Raw genomic sequence first — 22,709 nt, 5'->3', positions numbered from 1 at the left:
CATCATTTTAGAAGCTGCCTTGTGCAGCTTCTTCTATATATGCACTCCACCAGCCCATAATCTCTTTACGTTGCTCTAAATAATCAGAGCGGTTGTAACTTGCCCTTACTTCATTTTGATCTGCGTGTGATAAACACGCTTCAATAAGCAAACTATCAAAACCTTGTTCATGAAGGGCGGTAGAGGCGACTGAACGCAGCCCATGAGCGACTAATTCATCTTTTAACCCCAGACTACGTTTAATAGCGGCATTCGCTGTAAATAGGCTTACATGGCTTGTTGTATCACGCTCACCAGGGAAGACATAATCGTACAGCTCACTCAGCGGACGTATCTGATCTAAAATCTCGATAGCTTGTGGCGTTAACGGTATACGATGCGCTTTTCGACGCTTCATATTTTCTGCTGGAATCGTCCACACTCTATTTTCTAAGTCAATATCAGCCCAACGAGTTGTTGCTGCTTCTTTGGGTCTCGTCATCGTGTGCAATTGCCACAGAATGAGTAATTTGGTTTTCGTTTGCACTCTTGCACATGCATTTAAGCGCTCTAAAAAGTCAGGCAGTTGTTCTGGCCGTATTGTTGGCATGTGTAATACGGTATTTTTTCGAAATACTTTAATGATCTTTGCGAGTGGGTTGGCATGTATTAAACCGTGGTTAACCGCAAAATCCATTATCTGATTAACACTCTGGCATATTCTTTTAACGGTTGAATATTTACCGTCTTTTTCTAATGGGCGTAATACCGCAATAGTACCAACAGCATTAATTGCAGTGATTGGCGTTTTGCCAAGGTGGGGAAAGATATATTTATCTAATGTACGCCATTCACGGTAAGCGTGTTCGGGCGTGATGTTGTCCTTTTTGCGCTCAAACCATAATTCAGCGATAGTTAAAAAGGTGTCTGTTTGTTGTTTACGAGCTTCTAGCTTTTTGGTTTGCTCAAATGACTTTGGGTTTATGTGTTGTGCTAATAGCTCACGATACTCAATGGCTTTTGTTCGTGCATTTGCTAGTGATAGATCAGGATAAGTGCCAAGAGTGAGTTTCTGTGTTTTATTTGTTACAGGGTCACTATATTTAAATTGCCATGATTTAGTGCCAGCAGGGCGTACACGAAGCTGTAATCCATTACCATCTGATAGGGTAAATTCCTTGCCTGTTGCTGCGATAGTTTTCACTTTTCTATCAGTAAGACGTGTCACTTGACGAGCCATATTCGTAACCTCAAAACTAGACTTTGCCAGTATATATTAGTTTCGATTTATGGGGTACATCATGGGGTACTAAAAGTGTTGGCTTGGGGTATTATTTAGTGGATTTTAATGGACGATAGAACATGGTTAAGTTGTTGATTGGTAATATTAAATGTGGTTTTAATTAAACATTAATGGACGTGGTATTTTTAGTCCCGGGAACCACTGAATTGTTTGACTACTCATTTGATTTTTATACTCTTTATTTTTGCTAGTAGCCCCATGGAGTACAACCAGAGGTACTAAAAACTTTTGTAAAAGATAACGGTGGACATCATTTTCTATCCACACTGGTAATGCTGCTATCGCTTACATACAAATACTTATCACTGAGTTTACCATAACTGATAGGGGATGCTTGCCCGTTAATGTATTTAGACGTTATAGCGCTGTAAGCATGGTTAGTTATTGTGCGGATTTATTTATTGGTGGATAACAAGAAAGACAATCTTTCTTAATGGTGTTGAGAAATCATATTTTTGCTCAATAAAAGTAACTTATTAATATCTAAATACAAAAATGTGATGGGAGTTACTAAATAAACCTGAAGATGGCTCGCTAGATCATAGAATCTCTTGATATGTGTCGTTATGCTTATGGCGGTTTATATTTGGATGAAGATCACAAGGTTATTAGAGATGGACTCGCAGAAAGATAGAGCTAGCAAACACCAACAATTATGGAATGATTTTCTTCGACGTTGGCCCCGCGAAAACCTTAACCAATTAACGCTAGAAGAATATGTATCTGTTAATGACCAAGATACGTTTACTTATTGGTTAGAAACTAAGACGAGGGAATTGGGCTCTATTCAAGGCAATACGTCAGCGAAGTTTGGTATTTATAAACGTAATGGTGAAGGAAAAGAGCAAAATGGTATTGGCCATGGTGAGATTTATACATGGCGTACTCGTTATGGAAATAATGAGTTTGAAGTCTTTAATTACGTAAAAAATGTATTAATCCAAATATCAAAAGCCGCATATGACGGTAATTTAGCTGAAATCGACAGTATTGATTTTGCGCCTTTGATTAAATGGAAGATTGCTTTTCTTTATCAGAACCAAGATAGCCCGGTGCTGATCAATACATTTTCTAAGCCGATGCTAGAAGTGTTGACAAATAGTAATAGTAAAACATCATTTCCTAGTATGTATCAGCGATTGATTACTGAAAAGGGCGAGCAAAATTTATTACAGTTTGGTGATGAATGTTGGGATAGAGTTGCTCAAAAAAGTAAAGAAATTCATCAAAAGAGTATCTTAGATAAATTCTCTCATATTGATGTATTTAATCGAGGTGTTGAGCTGTGGTCGCCTGAAATAGTAACAGCTTTCTGTGATTTAATTCAGAATGCTTATGATAACAAGCTCGATGTGTTTACTATTACTAGAACGAAAGGTGCAATGATTCGTGTTGGTAGAAAAGAGCTAGGCGCATCTCGAGCAGAAGAGGTATTCGCAACTTTTGAACCAACGCTACAGGAGATTAATTACGCGCTTCGTTACCAACATCGCGATGGTTATGAGTGTTCTACCGTTACTAATGAACTTTATTTGCGTACACGTAAATCGAAAAAGCAGGCTGAGTTTTCACAACAGTATCCAATAACACGTAAACCTTATTGGCCGGAGAGTTACTTCGGTGATAGCGATGCAGATATCACATACGATGACTACAAAGTGGCTGAACAAGGAGAGAGCTACACGATGACGCAATTATCACCTTTAAATCAAATTTTGTATGGCCCTCCAGGTACAGGTAAAACTTTTTATACTATGGAAGCGGCAGTTAAAGCTGCTGAGCCTGATTTTATATGGACGGATCGCATTCAATTAAAAGCAGAGTATGAGAGGTTAGTTAGCGAGAAACGTATTCGCTTTGTGACTTTTCACCAAAGTTACGGTTATGAAGAGTTCGTTGAGGGCTTAAGTGCTAAGACTAGTGATAATGGGCAATTAACATACCCAATAAAAGATGGGATCTTTAAGTCTATATGTAAAACGGCTTCTGTCTCTGAAGCGAATATTAATTTTGAAGGTACTGTTTGGAAAATTTCAATTGAAGGTACCTATGAAAATGAATCAAAAAAATATTGTTTAGATAATAATATCGCCGCAATTGGTTGGGGAGATACTGGGGATCTTTCATTTCCAGAGCGAAATGATTACTTCAATAATGAAGGCAAAAATAATAGAAACTCACTGACATATTTTTCACAAAATATGAAAGTTGGGGATTTGGTTGTTTGTATTGATAGTAAAACTTCTGTTGAAGCTGTTGGTGTTGTAACTGGTTCTTATCAATATGTTGAATCTGGTTTAGCGTCTCGTAATGACTATTGCCACCATTTGCCTGTTAATTGGTTCGCAAAAGAGTTTTCTGTTGATTTTAAAGAGTTAAATGACGATACAGCGTTTAATTTACCAACGTGCTATCCATTATCTCGCTTGTCGGTTTCCGATGTTTTAAATCACTTGAAAGAGCATGGTGTGCATCTTGAAAAAAGTGTAGAAAACTATGCTCTTGTTATCGACGAAATTAACCGTGGCAATATCTCCAAAATCTTTGGTGAATTAATTACGCTAATTGAGCCATCTAAACGTAAAGGGGCAGAAGAAGCGTTAGAAGTTACCTTGCCATATTCTGGCGATACGTTCTCTGTTCCCGATAATTTATATATCATCGGTACCATGAATACGGCTGACCGATCTTTGGCGTTAATGGATACCGCACTACGTCGCCGCTTTGATTTCGTTGAAATGATGCCAAAACCTGAGTTATTTGAACATAAGACTGTTAAAAATATCGACTTAACTGAACTGTTAACAACACTCAATAAACGTATTGAAGTGCTTTATGATCGTGAGCATACCCTTGGTCATGCCTTTTTGTTCCCTGCTTACAATGAACAGGACGAAGATAAAGCCTTTGAACTGCTAAAAGCGGCATTTAAAAACAAAATTATTCCATTGTTGGAAGAGTACTTCTTTGATGACTGGAACAAGATCCGTCTTGTGCTTGGAGATAATCAAAAACAGGAAGCGCTTCGTTTTATTACAGAACAAAAAGATAGCTATGAATCTTTATTTGGAGCTAATCACGGACTTAATATCTATGAAGATGCAAAAGTAACTTTCCAGTTAGCCTTGTTTGATGGTAATGATTCTGTATGGGATCAACCTGAAGCTTATATTGCCATTTATACCAAGGGCTGATGGTTGAGAATGAAAGTGAAAAATACCGTTACGCTGTTTGAGTTTGGCTATATTACCAACGATCGTAAAGCGAACGAACATGATCATATTCAGGTTATTTCAGATAACGCCTACTTGTACCTCAAAGGCATGTGTTTAAGTGATGAGCGGGAGCGTAACTTACTTAAACTAAAAAGCGTTCAAGGTATGGAAGTGCTGCAAGTACAAAATTATGCAGGGGTGTTATTTACCCCTGATGGTACGCAACTTGAGATCTTACCTAAAATCGGTAAAAACCGATCAGCGAGCAAAAAAGCAGAAGAAGATGCACGTCAGTCGTTATTGATCATGTTAAAGGCGTTAAAAGGCTTTCAACATATTCAAACCTCTAACGCTAATATTGTTAGTCGCAAAATGCCACTGCTTGAAGTGTTCATTAGCCAGTTTTTGCAATCGGTTAATGTCCTTATTAAGCGTGGCTTACGCAGTGATTATGTGCCTAAAGAGGACAATCTTGCCTTTTTAAAGGGTAAGCTCAATGTTGGAAAGCAACTTCGTCATAATTTTATTAATAAGCACAAATTTTACTGTGAATATGATGAATTCTTGTTAGATCGCCCTGCGAATCGATTAATTCATGCCGCTTTAATGAAAGTAAATGGAGTTGTACGAAGTGCAGAAAATCAAAAGTTGTTACAAGAATTGATATTCGTCTTTCATGATGTACCAGTTAGTCACAACCATAAGCATGATTTTTCGCTGGTGGCGCTAGGTAGGGGAATGAACCATTATGAATTGCCTTTAGCTTGGGCGAAGTTGATTTTAGATGGACTCTCGCCACAAACAATGAAGGGGGATCATCATGCCGCGTCGCTGTTGTTCCCGATGGAACGTGTATTTGAAGACTATGTTGCTCAATCGCTCAGTAAAACGTTGAAACAAACACATCGTTTGAAAGCACAGGTACAGAGTAAGAGTTTAGTTACCCATAATGGTTCCTGCTGGTTCAAGCTAAAGCCGGATATGGTAATTGAGCATAACGGTAAAGTAGTAACTGTATTAGACACTAAGTGGAAATTACTCGATTCATCCAAGGCTAACGGCACCGATAAATATGGCTTATCACAAAGTGATTTTTATCAGATGTTGGCATACGGCCATCACTACTTTGACACTGAAATAGAAAGTCCAGAAATGTTCTTGGTGTATCCCTCCCACTCAGGTTTTAAGCAGGTAATACCACAGAGTTTTGATTTCCCTATTCAAGGCGAGAAAACCTTAAAGCTGTGGGTCGTCTCTTTTGTTATTAGTGAGAAAGATGATGAAAAGGGAATTCAGTGGCCGGATGAAGCTCAAATACCAGCCGAGCTTTATTAAAAATGACTTTTTCTTTTTCATGGAATGCCACAATACCGCTATAGCTCCGAATTCCTTTCTGTTTATATTTCCTAAAACAATACCATTTGGTGGCATATGTGTCTGGATGGAGAGTGATATTAAGCCATGGATAACAGAGAAAGTGGCAGAAAGATCTACATAATGGAATGTTGTGTAGATAAAACAAGCTATCGCTAATGTTTTTGTTGAATTTAAATGGCAAGCAAGTTGTGTTGCGGTATTATGCAACTATGTTTTCATTTAATTATCAATTAGATTTGAGTTATCAGGAATTACTTAGTTTGTAGTAGTAGATTAGAACTCGCTAAGCGCATGAAGGTAATTGTGATTGATATAAAGCTCAGTATCCAGATTAGAACTAGAAAGATTACATTAAAGCCTAATCAAAAGAATATTTTATCGTATTGCTGAATGAATCTAGCCATCCGCTAATTATACAGTGATGACATGCATATAATTCTGTTAGAAAAGGCAGAGAATTTATAGGGAAGGAAAAGTTAATGGGCTGTGATAAGTCACTATTATTCAAAAAAATAAATTACTTCAAAAAAGAGATTGAAATAGCTGAGAAGAAATATCACAAAAAGCATATTACGACTAGAAGGTTGTCTTCAATTTCCTTCGGCGGTTTCTTATTCAGCTTGACGGTTCTGTTTCTTCACAAGTTGTATGGTGATGATGGCTTTTTATCTAATGATTGCTTGTTGATTCAGTTGCTCGAAAATGGAGAGATAATAACTGATTTTGTGACGACGTTAATCGTAATCACAATACCAGCTGCGCTATATGTTATTGTATTTTCATTATATGAAAGTACTAAGAGTGAGCCTGGAAATCAGAATAATATTAAATTTTACCTGTACTTATTCATAATTTTTTCTCTGGTCATTGCTACTTTTTCTTCTCCACTGTTCTTTATGGCTATGTGTAGCTTTAGTGTGACGCTATTGATATTGAGTTACGGGTCTAATCGATATTATGGATATACCAGAGCATGGGTTCGTAATCGAGCTGTTGGTTTTCATCTTGATAACATGATATCTGAGCACGAATTAAACGTATCTGGAAAAGCCCGATTTATGGTGGAAATTGAAGAACAATCGTTGCAAAAGAAATTTTATGCCTTGGTTGATAAAAATATTGAGCAAATACAAATCGATATTGTCGGTGATCATATTAGTGTGGGTGACGCGACAGTTGGCTGGATTAAAGGACTAAAAAAGTAGGCTAGTTATGACAAATAATTTAAAATTAAATTACACAAAAGCTGAATATCGAGATGATTATTCTGACTCTGACGGCGAATTCTGGCAGTGTGAAGCACAAGAAAGTTTAATTAATAAACTTATAATAACTTTGCGAGAAGCAAAGGAATATAAGAAAAGTAGGAATGAATATAATAAAAAAACTTGGTTATCTCACAATGCAATTCTTGTATCTGGTCAGAGAGGTACAGGTAAAACTGTATTTTTGAGAAATTGTGAGAAATTGTGGAGATTGGATTGCAAAAATAATGATGATTTAAATTCAGAGGAACTTATATTCCTTAGTGTAATTGATCCTACAATGTTGGTGAATAACGATAACTTTTCCAATGTTATAATTGCTCAAATTTATTATGTAGTTGAACAAAAGATCAGAAATTCATCTGAAATTAATGGTGTTGGCTCAGTAACAGAGAAAGCCAAAGCAAATTTTTATAATTCGTTGAAAAAGTTAGCAGATGCACTTGGGAAGAAAGATGATTTCAATGGTCATTCAGGAATTGATAAAATTCTACAATATAATTCTGGTATTCAAATTGAAAGTTATTTCCATTTATTTATAGAGTCGGCAATTAATTTATTGGGGTGCCAAGCTTTGGTGCTACCAATTGATGATGTGGATATGGCACTTGGACGAGCATTTGAAGTTGTAGATGATGTGCGTCGTTTACTCGGGTGCCCATATATTATTCCTATTGTTAGTGGTGATATGCGTTTATATGAACAAATGACAAATGTTCATTTTGATAAAAATGCTTATGATAATGAATCTAAAAATGAAGATTTAATTTCTGAAGGGATCTTAATATCAAAAGAGTTGACTACATCTTATTTAACAAAAGTTTTTCCTAATCAAATGCGAATTGGTTTACGACCGATAGCAAATATTATACCAAGTTTAAGCATTATTCCTCATTTTAGTGATAGTGGCTTAAGAATTGCCGATTATTATGATTTAATATTCAACCGCTTTTATTTTTTATGTTCAAATGAAGAGGTTTTAAATAATTGGCCAAGTCCTGAATCTGCGCGCGAATTAACTCAATTAGTACGCTCAATTAATCCTGAAATATTATCTAATAAAAGTGATAATATTATTTGGGGTACTTTTCAAAATTGGGCTGAACAGAAAAAGAATGGTGTAGCATTTACCAATGCAATGTCATGGTTTACGTTTAATGATTTAGATGTAGAAACATCTTTTAATATAGAGAATGTAATAGCGTTTAATCCTAAGTTGCAAATGACTAGAGAACAGTATCCTTGGGCAAATAAAGATTTTCTTGGATCACAAAAAGATGCTTTAAACTCAATGTTTTCACAACCCAAGCAAGCATCAGCGCAACTAACCAGCAATTTATTTATTCTTAATAGTGCGTATAATGAAGATAATTATACTTTACGTAGTATGCCACCTTATGAATTTTTTGATGACAAAAAGTATGTTACTCAAGAGGTAATAAAAGCTACGAATACTTCTATGTTAGAAGACTCTAACAGTAATGTGCTGCTCGATATTTATACACATGGCGACTATTATTCAACTTTATCAGTTACATATCAGTATGTTTTTTGTAGTCGTGCATTTGAGTTGATTTTATTTTCATTCGTAAACAAATCCCTTGATATCGAAAAAGATATTTATAACATTCTTGGGCGTAGACCATTTTATTCAATATTTAATGCGAATCCAACGAAAGTTATTCAAGATGATTCTTTAGAAGAAGATCTTGAAAAAACGGATGATTCTAAGCGCTCTTCAGCAGATATTCTCGCTGGTAAAATTAATGATTGGAAGAAAAATCATAAAGATTTTTTTGATGAAATAAATTCAAGTGATCTTATATCTATTTTTTCATTTATGTTTAATAAGACATTTTCTGCTCTTCATTTGTATAAATCTAAAAAAAATTATACTGATGAGCATTTAACTGATTTAGCAAGACGTTTTGAATTGATTCTTGTTAATTCAGCAATGACAGCTTCGATTAAAGGTAATGCAATTAATGCGAATGTTGCTCAAACAGATAATTATAAAACTCTAAGGGATTATAATGAGTTTATAAAATATGATCGAACAATTACTAGAAATCATGAAAAATTAAAAGATGAAAATATTTCAAATGAATTTTGTTTGCGATTTATAGATGTACTTTGGGACCATCCAATATTTGAGATTAATAAATGTAGAAATGTATTAGAAAATTTATACTCTCTTGGTAAATCGGAATCAGATGATAAAGCAGCTTCTAATGAAAGTAAATTATCTCGTTTAAGGGATGAACTTAAATTAGAGAACCTTCAGCGGGTTAATTACATTTATAATAGACTTATAAAACTAGATGAAAGTAATAAAAAGAAACTGGATAAGTTTATTCAAGATAGTAAAGTAACAAATAATACAAAGCTAGATTCTTCAAATAAATTGGATCTTGCTTTATTTAATGCCATCAAAAAATATTTAGAGAGTATTAATGATAAAGGTTAGTGATGAAAGTATTGCTTACGCTTCTTTACTTGCTTCTGATCGTTTGTTATTTAATGAGGTTGGTATTGACAAGAAAAAGTTTCTATTACAAGAAAAAAGTATATTTGACTATCAACCATATATATTAAGAATGTTAAGAAATGAAGATATTACTGCTCTTATTTGTTCATTGAATCTTGATAAGATTAGTTTGAAAAAACTATTATCATTATTAGCTGAAAAGTATTTAATTTGGCAGGGTGATCGTTTTGAGGTTAAGTCAAATTATCTTGAAGAGTGGTTAGAATTAGCCTCGCTAATTGATATTAGTTGGATTATTGCGAAAGCTTATAGTGATTTAGCTCATGATTATGATATTAGTGAACAGGAGATTATAACTTGTATTAAAAATCATCAGTGCCCTACGGCTCTTCAGCAATCAAAAGTAAAGAAAGGTTTTGCTGATAATCATGTTCATCAAGGTGGGCATGGGCATACTGGTTCATCTTTATTGAGCTTTTCATTATATGGAGTAGAGGTAAACGGTAAAATTAAGTGGCCAAGGAGGCCAGAGAGCACTTTATTTGAAAGTGAAAGATATAAAAAGAGTGATTTGCCTAAGTGGAGTGCCTTCTTTGGTGATAATTTGGCAGCTTTTGCTTTTGATAATGATTATGCACGAATAAATGAACTACATATAAAACCTCATATTAATATTGAGTTCAAAGGTGATGCGATTTCATATATTGAACGTGGTGAGTGTGCTAATTTTACTCAACATTGTTTATCACAATCTCATTGTTTATTAATTCCATCAGCGAATCGTTGGCTTTTATTTTGTACTGGCTTAATTTCTTTAAATAAAGAAGCAGATAAAGCTCTAGATACTTATATTCGTATAATCAATATCTTACGTAATTATATGATTGTAATGGGGGTTGGGTTAGGCCAATTTGTAGAATCTTTTCGTTTTCCACTCCGTAGGCAGAGATCTTTAGCTTCGCAAGATATTGTTGGTCTTGATGCTTTTAAATCAGATATATCAAAAGAAACAGTAAGGGAATTTAGAGTATCACCAAATATTGCTATTGGGAGTAATAGTTTTCCAGCAGACCCTAAGGAGTTAAAGGCTAGTTTAGAGGCACTCTTTAAAGAATCATTAGCAGAAAGGGTCCACTTTGTTTTGCATTTTACCAGAAGCGGCAAAAGGGAAGACAAAAGACAGTCTAAGTTTAGGGCTAATATTAAGAATCAAGTTAGACTTCTTCAGCAATTTCATGGTTCTGTTTCTTTTTCTGATACCGAGATAAAAGCATTTCATATCGACGATGAATCATTAAAAATTGATTTGCGTAAAGCAATACGCGGGTATGATGTAGCAGGTAATGAAAACGAACTACCAATTGAGGTATTTGCTCCTGCTCTGCGGGTTTTGCGTTCAGCTAAACATTCATCACAGAGTCTATTTACAACTCGTCATCAGAGACCTTTTTTAACTATTCATGCAGGTGAAGATTATAGTCATTTACTTTCTGGATTAAGAGCAATCGATGAAGCTGTGTATTTTTGTGATTATCAGTCAGGAGATCGAATCGGTCATGGACTAGCACTAGGGGTCTCGCCTAGTTCGTGGGCACAAAGGCAACAAACGGCTTATGTTACAATTGGTGAACATTTAGATAATCTTGTTTGGTGCTTTCAGAAGTCACTTGAAGTTATTCAGAAAGTGCCTAAATTTACTGGTGTTTTACATTTACTTCAAGAGAAGATTAATTTCTGGTCTGGCTATCTTTACGAAGAAGAACATTCATGTCGAAGTTTATATGAAGCTTGGAAATTGAGGCGAAATTGCCCTTATGCGTTGAATCTTGATGAGTTATCTAATGATAAGCCACCAGTTATAGATGGTAAGAACCCGTTATACCGAGATTGGATAATAGATTTTGACCAAATCCAATGTAACGCTAGTAGTCAAAAGGCATTCGTACTTTGGCAAAAATACATACTAGCGGAGTTAGATGCTCCATTTTTTAAAAGACGTGAAAAATCAATAATTATTCATTGTAATCCCAAGCAAAATTTTGAACCTTTTGGTTATAAGCATGGGACATATTTTGACTCTATTTCAGCTGCAGAATTAGAGTTGTATGAAGCAATCCAAGATCTACAAATAGAAAAATATGGGTCTCAAGAAATAATACTCGAAGCTTGTCCAACATCAAATATCTATATTGGGCGCTTTGAATATTATCATGAGCATCCTATTTATCGTTGGAATCCACCTATTGAATCTTGGCTAAACGCTGGAGAACGTTTTAATAAGTTTGGGTTAAGGCGTGGGGCAATTTCAGTATGTGTAAATACCGATGATTCTGCCTTAATGCCTACATCAATTCAGAATGAGCATAGAGTATTACAACGAGCAGCCGTTGAGCATTTTGGGGTGGGAGCAAATAAAGCCGAAGACTGGATAGGTAGCATTCGCCAAAAAGGTATCGAAATTTTTGAAAGTAATCATTTACATTGGGTTAACTGAATATTTTAAGATCTATTGACATGTATTTCTTAAACAGACATGTTGAGAAATATTCAGAGCAGCAATGATAAATAAATCAAAAAGCTAACATTCGCTTTATTGCTTGTTAGCTTTATATCCGCTATCTAACCCGACTTAAAAATCGGCATCGACCTCAAATACCATTGGCTCACCAGTGACGGGGTGGGTTAGGCCAAGGTATTGTGCGTGCAAATGTAAACGATCTGCTTTTTGACCATATAAGTCATCACCAATAATCGGCATGTTCATGCCGTTGTGGTGGGCAGAGTGAATGCGCAGTTGGTGAGTACGGCCTGTTTTGGGGTAATAATATACCTTGGTTTTACCGTCTTTACGCTCAAGAACCTGCCACTTTGTGAGTGCAGGTTTACCGTGTTCATAACAGACTAATTGGCGCGGGCGATCGTCTAAATCAACTCGCATTGGTAAGTTTATTTCACCGTGATCCTGCTCGGCAATACCATCTAATAATGCCACATAACGTTTTTCTGCGGTGCGTTCAATAAACTGTTTTTGCAAGGCTTTATGCGCATCTTTGGTAAGTGCAATCACTATTAACCCAGAGGTCGACATATCTAAACGGTGGACAATTAATGGACTATCACTGTCAGGGAACATCGCTTGCATGCGGCTATAAACAGAGTCGGTGATAGTTTTGCCAGGGACCGATAGAAACTCAGCTGGTTTATTAATAACCACCATCGCATCGTCTTGATACACAATCTCTAGCTCTTTGCCTTCTGCTGGGTTTTGTAAAAGTGGATTAGCATCAATGTCTAGTCCTGCTAGCATATGTTGTAAAATCGGCTCGCATTTGTTTTTACACGCTTCATAGAAGTATTTGTGCTTACGAATTTGCGCAGCAGGTGAGGCTCCCCACCAAAATTTAGCCATCGCTAAAGGCTTCAGGTGTTGCTTAAAGGCATGCTGAAGTAATTTAATGGTGGCACAATCTCCCGCACCTTGTGGTGGTGTTATATCACCAAAGAGATCATTTAAATCTTGTGTTTCGCCATACTGATTTAGAAATTGATATTGTGCGTAGCGCTGTTGTTGTAATGCAGCCGTTAAGTTGTCGTATTCTGATTTGAGTAACGCCAACTCTGCTGTATCAGCTTGTAACTTATCGCTAATATCAGCCAGTGTTTGAGTCCACTGCTGACGAATTGTTTTCTGTTGGTGCTTATCAAATGCACTCTCACGGGCGAGGCGATGGAATTCTTGAGTCATGAATTCGCTATCGTTACTTTTCTCCGCCTCTTTGCGTTGTAATTTACGTTGTTTGCGCTGTTCTATCATTTGTAATCGAAATGATTCAGCGGCTAACTCTGCTTGAGTTTGAGCTGTTTGATACTGCTGTTGTAATTGAATGTAGCTTGGCTTGCACTCAATTGTCGTTATTTTAGTGCTAAGTTCAACAATTAACGCTTGCTGAGCCTTAATGTCGGGATCGATGTTTCGTTCATCAAACACAGGCGCAACAAAGTGAGGTAGGTGGGTTAGATTGGCAATCTTGTCTGAAAATGCCGATAAATAACCGAGTTCACCTTGTTGGTTTTGAACCAATAACACGCCAAACATGTGACCAATCGCATCATCATTCTCCAATCCAAAATTATGCTGCCACTGATGTTGAGTATCGATGTGGTGCTGTAACTCTTGAGCGGCTAACACGCATAAGGGATGAGGCGTGTAGCAAAACGGAAACGTAAACCGCTCAGGTAGAGGGTGGATATCAGTTGCTGCAATAAAGCGGGTGAAGGTATTGTCAGATGCGTGCATGATGGTATCTATTACGAATAAGGACGGCGATTTTAACATTTTCACCACTCAATTTCGAGATCATGATAAGTATTGATCTCCTCAAATATCTAAGGAGAATTTAAAATGATTCACAATGTTATTATTAATGACTTTTGAGGTTATCTTTTTATATTAATAATAAGGGTTTTGTTAACCTAAGTATAATAAAGGCTAGAATTTGATTATTAATATTACTTTTTTATGATAGAGACATTGTTAGGTTTTAGGGTTATTGTTTACCGCAGATATTTAAGATAATTACTGAGGTGTATCATGAGCTTAAAAATCAAATGCGAACATATGGAACTAACTGATTCAATTAAAGCAACAGTTGCAGATTATATTGAAAAACTGATGGTTATTGATCCTGAATTTAAACATGTTCATGTTGATGTTATTAAAGAAGATACAGGTTATGCTGTTGATTTGAAAATGGATACAGAAGAATTTAATAAAGTTAGCGCTAAGGCTCACAATGTAAATCTTGATGAATGTATTAAAGAAGCATTTTTCCATTTTGAAAAAGTAATTGAAAAGAAAGCAGCACACCAATAATAGATATATTAGATGTTATATAGAAAAAGGCTCTTAATTGAGCCTTTTTTATGCGTGGTTATTATTACTGTACTCTTAATAAAACAATAATATTAATTACTGATCACTTGCCTAGTCGTGACTAAACAAATATTAGGTAATTGATCAGTTAAAAAAGCTTGTTTGCCTTTAATACGTTTACTGTTGAGTACATAAGTCCTGTCATTGAGCTTGCCTTGAAAATTCCATTTACTGAATGCTTCGTGACGAGCATCAGAACACGAAGTTTGTAATACGTAACTTTCAGTGACAGATGTATCACAGCGACCTGCGGTATTTTTTACACCGTGAAAGCTAACATGGCTATCACGATCGCGATAGCTGGTTACTGCTAGTGCATTAAAAAGGTGAATATCGTCTGATTTATCTGTATAAGACAATATACGGTGAGGATTGGTTTTCAATGTTGCGTCAGCAAGTTGTATCAATTCGCTCGAACAAGGGATAGCTTGACTCTCTAGTATACTGTCCATTGATGTTTTTGCTGTTGCTGGTGCAATAAACATACTTGGCAATAGACAGACTCCAATAATAAAAAGTTGTGCATCTTTCATTTCAGCGCTCCGATTAATGCTTTTTCAATGGCATAACTAATAATTGAACATCAAACTGTTCACCATCAGCTTGTTGCATGCGCACTGTGATGACTTGATCGGCTTTAAGCGCATTTTTAACTCCCATAAACATCAGGTGATAGCCATTGCTTGCAAGGGTAACACTGCCTTTAGCTGGGATCTCAAGTGCATCTACCTTACGCATTGCCATTTTACTATCACGCATAAACATTCGGTGAAATTCGGTATGCTTGGCAATAGCTGTGGTCGCGCCTGTAAGAGTGATTGCTTTATCACTGTTATTGATGATTTTCATATAACCAGAACTGACTTTGGCACCTGGAATAGTGGCTTTTGCAGTCGCATTTTCAACAGTTAATGCAGCGTTAATTTGCTGAATATTAGTATAATCGTGCTGGGCTGGTGGCTGATGTTCCGTATGAGGCATTTCAATGGCAAAAACCGCCGCTGGAAAACAGCTAAGCAATAATGCTAAATATAAAGAACTTTTTTTCATTATAATATCTCCTATTGTTTAGCAATTGATTTAGCGTAAACGCGCTCAATACCTGCAGCGAGTTCAGTGGGGGTGGTGTTGTGACTCATCGCACCAACTAATGTGCCTGCTTCATCAATAATGTAGAACCGTGAAGAGTGATCAACGGTGTAGCTTAACTCCGATGATTCCATGTCGACAATGTCAAAATAGACCCCATATTGTTTGGTTAATGCATCAATTTGTTGTTGTGTACCTGTCACGCCGACAACATGATCGTCAAAATACTTAGCAAACTGATTTAAAGACACTAAATCATCACGTTCAGGATCGACACTAATGAATAGCCCGCGCACATGGTCATAAGTTTGTGGTGATAGGCGTGATAAAGCCGCCGATAGAACCCCCATTGAAGAAGGGCATACTTCAGCGCAGTTTAAAAAACCAAAATAAAGCACTACGATATTGCCTTTATATTGATCAAGGCTAACAGTGCCATTTAAGCTATTAAGCTCAAAAGGGCCACCAAGATCTTTAAGTGGCTTTACATTTTCACCAACAGGGGTAGTGGTGTTATAGACATAGCATCCCATCAGTGTGGCAAGAAATAGTGCTCCAACGAGAAGCACCATTTTAGTTGGGTTTTTGGTCATGAATGCGGCTCCATTATCACTGCAGGAAGCGCATTTACTTGGTAATTTTCCTCGAGAGTTTCAGATGAAAAATCCAGAGAAATTAAGGTGCAAAAGACCATGATGTTAAAAATAGAGCTTAACAGCATTTTCTTACCCCATTGCGCATTAGGCACTTTTTGATAGCCTACTTTAGCAATATAGAGCCAATGTAAACTCACCAGTCCCATACCTAATGTATACCAACTGCCAGCGTAACCAAGGTAAGTAAGAGTAAATGCCGCCATTGCAAAGGCAATAATGTAACCGATGATATGGTGACGTGCTCGTGCAATCCCCACTTCAACTGGTAATACTGGAATTGATGCGGCTTTGTAATCTTCGAAACGATAGATCGCAATCGCATATGAATGTGGAATCTGCCATAAACAAAAAGTGATGAATAATACCGCTGCACCAGCATCAAACTGGCCAGTAACAGCACAATAGCCAATAACAGGTGGACACGCACCAGATAAGCCACCAATTAAAGTGCCGTGAATAGATTTACGTTTGAAATAGAGGCTATAAAAGCCGACGTAAACCACAAATCCAAGCACACCAAATTCAAATGCGACTAAAGATGTATATTGATAAAGGGTAAAAAACCCCGCTAGGCATAATGCCGTTGCCCACAATAAAGCGTGGGAGACAGGTACGACTTTTTTGACTAACTCGCGCTCACAGGTACGCTTCATTAACTTGTCGATATCAATATCGATGACATTATTGAATACACACCCAGAAGCAACAATTAAGGTTGTACCAACGCATACAGCGAGTAGTAATAACCAATTAATGTTGCCTTGAGATGCAAGTAGAACACCACCCACGGCGGCAACTAAGTTGCCACCGATGATGCCCGGTTTAGTGAGTTTAAGATAAGGTTTAATCATAGAACATCCCTGATCAATGACCCATTAGCATGTTGTGGTTTAAGTGATCCATGATCCACAAAGAGCCAATAAGAATAATAGAAACAATGACGACCACGAATACGGCAGATGACGTATTCCACATTTGTTCTGATGAGGTGTTCATATGGAGGAAGAACACCAGTTGTACCAGGATTTGTGCCACGGCTAATACCATGATCACACCAATAATGAACTGGGTTGAACCAACGCCAGCCATTACCATTGCAAAAGGAACAATGGTTAAAATAATCGAGAATATCAGTCCTCGAACATATTCTTTAACACTGCCATGCGCTTGGCCGCCTTGGCCATGTTCAGTTGCGTGTTGGTTAGTTGAATTGCTCATTACAATACTCCCATTAAGTAAACAACACTAAACACACAGATCCAGATAATATCTAAGAAGTGCCAAAATAGACTCAAGCAGGCTAAGCGCGTTTTGTTGTCCTCAGAGAAACCATCACGTTTAAAGTGGAAGAACAGTACAATCATCCATACTAAACCAGCAAATACGTGTAACCCGTGAGTTGCAACTAGACCATAAAATGCAGACCAGTATGCGCTGCTATGGAATGTCGCACCTTCATTGCTGAAATGGTAAAACTCATATAACTCCATGATTAAGAATGAGAAACCCAGCATAAAAGTGATGCCTAACCATTTGAGCATGCCTTTCATATCTTCATGGTTAGCTTTTAACATTGCCATGCCAAAGGTAAAACTACTAAACAGTAGTAACGCCGTTTCTGCCAATACAAAACTTAAATTAAACAGTTCCTTAGGCTCAATTAAACCGGCAAAACTGTTGGAGTAAACCGCATAAACGGCAAATAATGTACCGAATAATAAACAGTCACTGAGGATGTAAATCCAAAAGCCGAAAATGGTATCACCAGCGTAGTCATGATGGTCATGATCATCGAGATCATGACCGTCATTAGACTGAGCAGGGACATTGAGGTTAAATGTATCTTTTACTTCTGTAGTCATAACTGCTCTCGTCCCTTATGCCATAGAATCTGCTGGGTTTAGACCTGATGGATTGAAATCATCATCATCTTCACCATCTTCGTTTTCAAATGTCTTCTCACCGCGAACTTTCGCTAAATGCTTACGTTCAATAGCTTCAATTTCAGCAACTTCAACATAGTAATCTTTAGTGCGTTGGAAGCTATAAATGATCCAAGACGCAATCATACCCACGCTGCCGACAATCACCATCCACCAGATATGCCAGATGAAAGCAAAACCAAACATCAATGAGAACAGACTGATAACCACACCCGCCCAAGTATTTTTTGGCATATGGATGCGCTTATAACGCTCCGGCTCTTGGTAGGCTAAACCGTGTTCTTTCGCGTAATGATGCTCATCACGATCATGAATTTTTGGTAATAAAGCAAAGTTATAGAACGGAGGCGGGGACGATGTAGCCCATTCCAATGTACGACCATTCCATGGGTCACCCGTGAGATCTACATTCTTTTTACGATCACGAATACTGACGTAGATTTGATAGAATTGAACCGCGATACCTGCCGCAACAATACATACACCAAATGCAGCCACCCATAAGTAAGGTGCCCATTCTGGATTATCTGCAACATTAAGACGACGAGTCATACCGTTAAAGCCAAGCACATACACAGGCATAAAGGCAACGAAGAATCCGACGGTCCAAAGTGCGCATGAAATCTTACCTAGACGTTCATCAAGGGTAAATCCAGTTGCTTTAGGGAACCAGTAAGTTAAACCGGCAAAGTAGCCAAATAATGCACCACCAATAATTACGTTATGGAAATGGGCAATAACGAATAGGCTGTTATGCAGCACAAAGTTAGCCGCAGGTATTGCAAGCATTACCCCTGTCATACCACCAATGGTAAAGGTGATTAAAAACGCAATCGTCCACCACATACTGGCACTGAATTCGACGCGGCCTTTATACATGGTAAATAACCAGTTAAAGATTTTAACCCCAGTTGGAATTGAGATAATCATGGTTGCAATACCAAAGAAGGCGTTAACACTTGCGCCAGCGCCCATGGTAAAGAAGTGATGCAGCCAAACGATAAACGACAACACCATAATTACCATTGTTGCCCACACTAATGATGTGTAACCAAACAAGCGTTTACGAGAGAAAGTTGCGGTTATTTCAGAAAAAATACCAAAAGCGGGTAATACTAAAATATAAACTTCAGGGTGGCCCCATGCCCAAATCAGGTTGACGTACATCATTTGGTTACCACCCATATCAGTGGTAAAGAAATGGGTACCGACGTAACGATCGAGGGTAAGTAAGGTTAGGGTGACGGTTAAAATAGGGAAAGCAAGGACGATCAGTGCGTTGGCACATAGTGATGTCCATGTAAATACTGGCATTTGCATCATCTTCATGCCAGGTGCACGCATACGAAGGATGGTAACAACAAAGTTAATACCAGTTAATAGCGTACCAATACCTGATATTTGCAGCGACCATAACCAATAATCAACTCCGACCCAAGGATTGGCATCCATTCCAGAAAGTGGCGGGTAAGCTAACCAACCTGTTGCGGCAAATTCACCAATAAACAGTGACATGTTAATCAGAATAACACCGACAACAAATAGCCAAAAACTCAGGGAATTCAAAAATGGGAAGGCTACATCACGGGCACCAATCTGCAATGGCACAATAATATTCATTAACCCCACCACGAATGGCATTGCAACGAAGAAAATCATGATCACGCCGTGGGCGGTGAAGACTTGGTCGTAGTGTTCTGGTGGTAGATAACTGGCATCAATAGTTGAAGCTGCTTGTTGGGAGCGCATCAGTATTGCGTCAGAGAAACCACGTACAAGCATCACCATTGAGACAATGATGTACATAATACCTATTTTTTTATGATCGACAGAGGTAAACCATTCGCTCCATAGGTAGTGCCACTTTCTTTGATAAGTAATCAAGCCAAGTAGTGCTAATCCGCCAATGACAACTGCCATCATAACGGGGAAAACAACTGGATCGGTAAAAGGAATGACATCCCAATTTAATTTGCCGAAAATTGGATCCGCTTCGGCGTATACATCTCCTTTATAAGCCATTTTGGACTCCTGCATGCTTTTCAATAATATCTTTAAATTTCAGCGGTGCGACAGAGGCAAAATAGGTCACCGGATGCGGTGCCTTTATCTGCTCTTTAGCATTGGCTGTAAGTTGGTCATAAGTGTTGTTATTTAGAACTTGCTCAGAGGTTTTGACTTTCTGTATCCATTGGTCAAAATCGGCATCACTTACTGCATGAGCTTTAAAGCGCATGTTGGCAAAGCCATAACCACTGTAATTTGCTGAAATACCGCGGTAAGACCCTTCTTGTTGTGCCATGAGGTTTAAACGGTTTTCCATACCGGCCATTGCGTAAACTTGACTACCGAGCTGAGGAATAAAAAAGGAATTCATGGCGGTATCTGATGTGACTAAGAATTTAACGGGACGGTTAACGGGAAGGGCTATTTCATTCACTGTTGCAATTTGTTGTTCTGGATAAATGAAAAGCCATTTCCAATTCATAGCAACGACTTGAATAGTTAATGGTTCTTTATTCGAAACGATCTCTTTTCTTGGATCGAGAGAATAAGAAGTTTGATAAGTGATCCATCCTAATGCTAATACGATCAAGCATGGTACGGTCCAGACAATGACTTCTATTTTAGTGGAATGCTCCCATTCTGGAGTGTATTCCGCTTCTTTATTGCTATGACGATATTTATAAGGAAAGTAAATCGACATAAATAAAACGGGCACAATAATAATTGCCATCAGTAGTACTGAAGTAATGATCAGTGATGACTGTGCTTCGCCAATGATGCCTTTAGAGTCGAATAACACCATATTACTGCTGGCAAAAAGAGCCACTATAAGCAATGTTACAAGTAAGGTAAGAAGAATTATTATCATCTTCTTACTGCGGATTATTTTCATTTTTTCCTCCATGAAACAGTTTACTTATACAAATCAATTGAGAACGTTAAATAACTGCTGATAGCATTGAATTTGAGTTAATGAATTGTAATCACTCTGATTGCTAGTGTAACAAAAGATAACTGCATGATATATAATATTTAATTATTTTTTATGGTGAAAAAGTAGTTAGTTGTGCGATTTTTAGCTGGTTATCAGTTAATAAATTAATCTGTCTTTATCACCATAACGACTGATTTTCTCTATTTTTGATCAATTAACACTAGTAATAAAATGCTTATTTTAAATTACTGTATTAAAAATGTTAAAATTTATACATACGTTGTATTTTTGAAAAAAAGTTTCAATTTTGTTGTGTTTCTGAGGGTTTTTTGTTGGTAGTGGTGGGGTTAGAGCCCGCTATAGACTGTGGAGTGAAGGATAATAGGCGCTGTATGTGATTTAGTTACTGTGTTGGAGGCAGATATATTGGATACTGTAAATAATGATATTGATAGAGTAATACAGTTTTTATGACGCAAAAAATGACTATGGCTGATATTTCAAAGCAGCTTGGAATTTCAAAAATGACAGTGTCACGTTATTTTAATGGTGGCTATGTGTCAGAAGAAAATCGTATTAAAATTGATGCGATCGTAAAAGAAAACCACTACACCCCCAATAAATTTGCGCGATCAATTCGTAGCCAATCAAATATTATTGGTTTTATCGCACCAAGAATTGAATCTTATACCACCAGTTTAGTGATTAAAGGTGCACTAGCGGCAGCAAATGAATCAAATGCGCGCATGCTGTTTCATGCAACAGGCTTTAGCCATGAATCAGAACGTCAAGCGGTTAGCGAATTTAACGGTTTGAACGCATTGGGTACCATTGTTATTGCGTCAAAACACAGTGTCGTCGAACCTTTTTATCAAGGATTAGAAAATCTAATATTTATTGGTAAAGAGAGCCAGCAACGCTGCTGTTTATATTATCCAGAACACGCTGCAATTTCCGCATTAGTTATACAAACTCTGACTCAACTTCAGCAACAGCAGGCGCCAGTGGTTGCGATTGATTATATTTATGATCAGCGAATGTTATCGAGTCGAACCCAGTTAATCCAAACCACTATTGCTGCTACTGTGCCTCATTTGCCATGTTATCTACAATCGTTAACAGATTCCGAGCAAAAACAAGCCTACCAAGACATTCAGTTACAACCTCAGCACGTGTATTTTTGCGCGACGGATAATATTGCCATTCGTTTATACCGGTTAGCAAAGCAACAACAATTGAAAATTGGTCATGATATTTGGGTGGTAGGTATTGGTGATTATGACTATAGCGACTTGTTAGTACCGAGTTTAACCAGCGTTAGTTTTAATTATTATCAGATGGGTTACCAAGCGGTTAAGAAGCTAATCAAACGTGATTTCAGCAGCTGTGAAGGTCAATTTGAGATAAAAATCAGAGAAAGCTCCCAGTTTATTTAAAAAGATTTTGCATGTTTTTAGCTTCGATCTTATCGTGTGTGTTATCGGTAACACACGTAAAGAATGCATTCTACATTCTCTAAG

The 22,709-nt window shown here is 37.3% G+C and carries 17 protein-coding genes; 7 read left to right on the top strand and 10 right to left on the bottom strand.

All coding sequences use genetic code 11. From position 1 onward, the window contains the following. Nucleotides 1–7 precede the first annotated feature (7 nt). Nucleotides 8–1,219 carry a tyrosine-type recombinase/integrase gene (locus tag PAND9192_RS07935; protein ID WP_087853306.1) on the bottom strand — a complete coding sequence of 404 codons (1,212 nt, stop codon included), beginning with the start codon at nt 1,217–1,219 and terminating at the stop codon, nt 8–10. 677 nt (nt 1,220–1,896) lie between these two features. Here PAND9192_RS07935 and PAND9192_RS07930 point away from each other — a divergent pair. From PAND9192_RS07930 to rdrB, 5 genes are all read left to right on the top strand, one after another. Continuing rightward, complete coding sequence (locus tag PAND9192_RS07930) at nt 1,897–4,476, top strand: DUF8426 domain-containing protein (protein ID WP_234999022.1); 2,580 nt, start codon at nt 1,897–1,899, stop codon at nt 4,474–4,476. Nucleotides 4,477–4,485: 9 nt separating this feature from the next. Beyond that, nucleotides 4,486–5,832 (top strand): McrC family protein, encoded by a 1,347-nt coding sequence (locus tag PAND9192_RS07925; protein ID WP_087853305.1) that lies wholly within the window; start codon nt 4,486–4,488, stop codon nt 5,830–5,832. A gap of 521 nt (nt 5,833–6,353) precedes the next feature. Then, a complete protein-coding gene (locus PAND9192_RS07920) occupies nt 6,354–7,079 on the top strand; it encodes a hypothetical protein (RefSeq protein ID WP_087853304.1) in 726 nt (241 codons plus the stop codon). A 7-nt stretch (nt 7,080–7,086) separates the two neighbouring features. Further along, nucleotides 7,087–9,606 (top strand): antiviral RADAR system adenosine triphosphatase RdrA, encoded by a 2,520-nt coding sequence (gene rdrA / locus PAND9192_RS07915; RefSeq protein ID WP_144018084.1) that lies wholly within the window; start codon nt 7,087–7,089, stop codon nt 9,604–9,606. Beyond that, nucleotides 9,593–12,121: an antiviral RADAR system adenosine deaminase RdrB gene (rdrB, locus tag PAND9192_RS07910; RefSeq protein WP_087853302.1), complete on the top strand. Its 2,529-nt coding sequence runs from the start codon at nt 9,593–9,595 to the stop codon at nt 12,119–12,121. The genes rdrA and rdrB overlap by 14 nt, the downstream gene beginning before the upstream one ends. 135 nt (nt 12,122–12,256) lie before the next feature. Here the strand turns inward: rdrB and PAND9192_RS07905 are convergent, their stop codons facing one another. Further along, on the bottom strand, nt 12,257–13,924 hold the full coding sequence (locus tag PAND9192_RS07905; protein ID WP_087853301.1) for an RluA family pseudouridine synthase: 1,668 nt from the start codon (nt 13,922–13,924) through the stop codon (nt 12,257–12,259). Between the two features lie 294 nt (nt 13,925–14,218). Here PAND9192_RS07905 and PAND9192_RS07900 point away from each other — a divergent pair, with 294 nt between their 5' ends. Further along, nucleotides 14,219–14,500 (top strand): HPF/RaiA family ribosome-associated protein, encoded by a 282-nt coding sequence (locus PAND9192_RS07900; protein ID WP_087853300.1) that lies wholly within the window; start codon nt 14,219–14,221, stop codon nt 14,498–14,500. A 92-nt stretch (nt 14,501–14,592) separates the two neighbouring features. Here the strand turns inward: PAND9192_RS07900 and PAND9192_RS07895 are convergent, their stop codons facing one another. From PAND9192_RS07895 to cyoA, 8 genes are read right to left on the bottom strand one after another with little or no spacing between them, the layout of a single operon-like run. Further along, nucleotides 14,593–15,093 (bottom strand): hypothetical protein, encoded by a 501-nt coding sequence (locus PAND9192_RS07895; protein ID WP_234999020.1) that lies wholly within the window; start codon nt 15,091–15,093, stop codon nt 14,593–14,595. A 13-nt stretch (nt 15,094–15,106) separates the two neighbouring features. Further along, on the bottom strand, nt 15,107–15,610 hold the full coding sequence (locus tag PAND9192_RS07890) for a copper chaperone PCu(A)C (protein ID WP_087853299.1): 504 nt from the start codon (nt 15,608–15,610) through the stop codon (nt 15,107–15,109). An 11-nt stretch (nt 15,611–15,621) separates the two neighbouring features. After that, complete coding sequence (locus tag PAND9192_RS07885; protein ID WP_060999419.1) at nt 15,622–16,242, bottom strand: SCO family protein; 621 nt, start codon at nt 16,240–16,242, stop codon at nt 15,622–15,624. After that, complete coding sequence (gene cyoE / locus PAND9192_RS07880) at nt 16,239–17,156, bottom strand: heme o synthase (protein ID WP_087853298.1); 918 nt, start codon at nt 17,154–17,156, stop codon at nt 16,239–16,241. Before cyoE ends, PAND9192_RS07885 begins: the two co-directional genes overlap by 4 nt. A 13-nt stretch (nt 17,157–17,169) precedes the next feature. Beyond that, complete coding sequence (gene cyoD / locus PAND9192_RS07875; protein ID WP_060999415.1) at nt 17,170–17,523, bottom strand: cytochrome o ubiquinol oxidase subunit IV; 354 nt, start codon at nt 17,521–17,523, stop codon at nt 17,170–17,172. After that, nucleotides 17,523–18,167 (bottom strand): cytochrome o ubiquinol oxidase subunit III, encoded by a 645-nt coding sequence (gene cyoC / locus PAND9192_RS07870; RefSeq protein WP_087853297.1) that lies wholly within the window; start codon nt 18,165–18,167, stop codon nt 17,523–17,525. Before cyoC ends, cyoD begins: the two co-directional genes overlap by 1 nt. Nucleotides 18,168–18,182: 15 nt before the next feature. Beyond that, nucleotides 18,183–20,270 carry a cytochrome o ubiquinol oxidase subunit I gene (gene cyoB, locus PAND9192_RS07865; RefSeq protein ID WP_087853296.1) on the bottom strand — a complete coding sequence of 696 codons (2,088 nt, stop codon included), beginning with the start codon at nt 20,268–20,270 and terminating at the stop codon, nt 18,183–18,185. Further along, a complete protein-coding gene (gene cyoA, locus PAND9192_RS07860) occupies nt 20,260–21,147 on the bottom strand; it encodes a ubiquinol oxidase subunit II (RefSeq protein WP_087853295.1) in 888 nt (295 codons plus the stop codon). Before cyoA ends, cyoB begins: the two co-directional genes overlap by 11 nt. Nucleotides 21,148–21,659: 512 nt before the next feature. Here cyoA and PAND9192_RS07855 point away from each other — a divergent pair. After that, nucleotides 21,660–22,625 (top strand): LacI family DNA-binding transcriptional regulator, encoded by a 966-nt coding sequence (locus PAND9192_RS07855; protein ID WP_087853294.1) that lies wholly within the window; start codon nt 21,660–21,662, stop codon nt 22,623–22,625. The last annotated feature ends 84 nt before the right edge of the window (nt 22,626–22,709 follow it).

The sequence above is a fragment of the Photobacterium andalusiense genome, assembly GCF_900185625.1.
Classification (GTDB): domain Bacteria; phylum Pseudomonadota; class Gammaproteobacteria; order Enterobacterales; family Vibrionaceae; genus Photobacterium; species Photobacterium aquimaris.
Note: the sequence above shows the minus strand (reverse complement) of the source record. Positions and strands in the feature narration are given on the sequence as shown.